Here is a 216-nt window from a genome sequence, read left to right as displayed (position 1 = left end):
CCACCAATAATAATGCAATTACAGCTTTAGATGGCCGTGTAACAACAGACGTTGGCACATTGAATACTCGTATCGGTAATGAAGTCAGCACATTAGACGGAAAAATCACGACTAATAGCAATGCGATTTCAGGTTTGGATGGTCGTGTGACTACAGAAGTTGGCACGTTAAATACAAGAATGACATCTGAAGTGGGTACATTGGATGGAAAAATTA

The 216-nt window shown here is 39.8% G+C and carries 1 protein-coding gene; it reads left to right on the top strand.

Annotation, left to right across the window (positions count from 1 at the left end; genetic code table 11):
* Positions 1 to 216 (top strand): hypothetical protein (locus FW754_RS16445; protein ID WP_446325269.1); only part of this gene is annotated, 216 nt, incomplete at both ends.

The organism is Acinetobacter sp. 1207_04 (assembly GCF_052850415.1).
The sequence above is the reverse complement of the archived record's forward strand: the minus strand, read 5'-3'. Positions and strand labels throughout refer to the sequence as shown.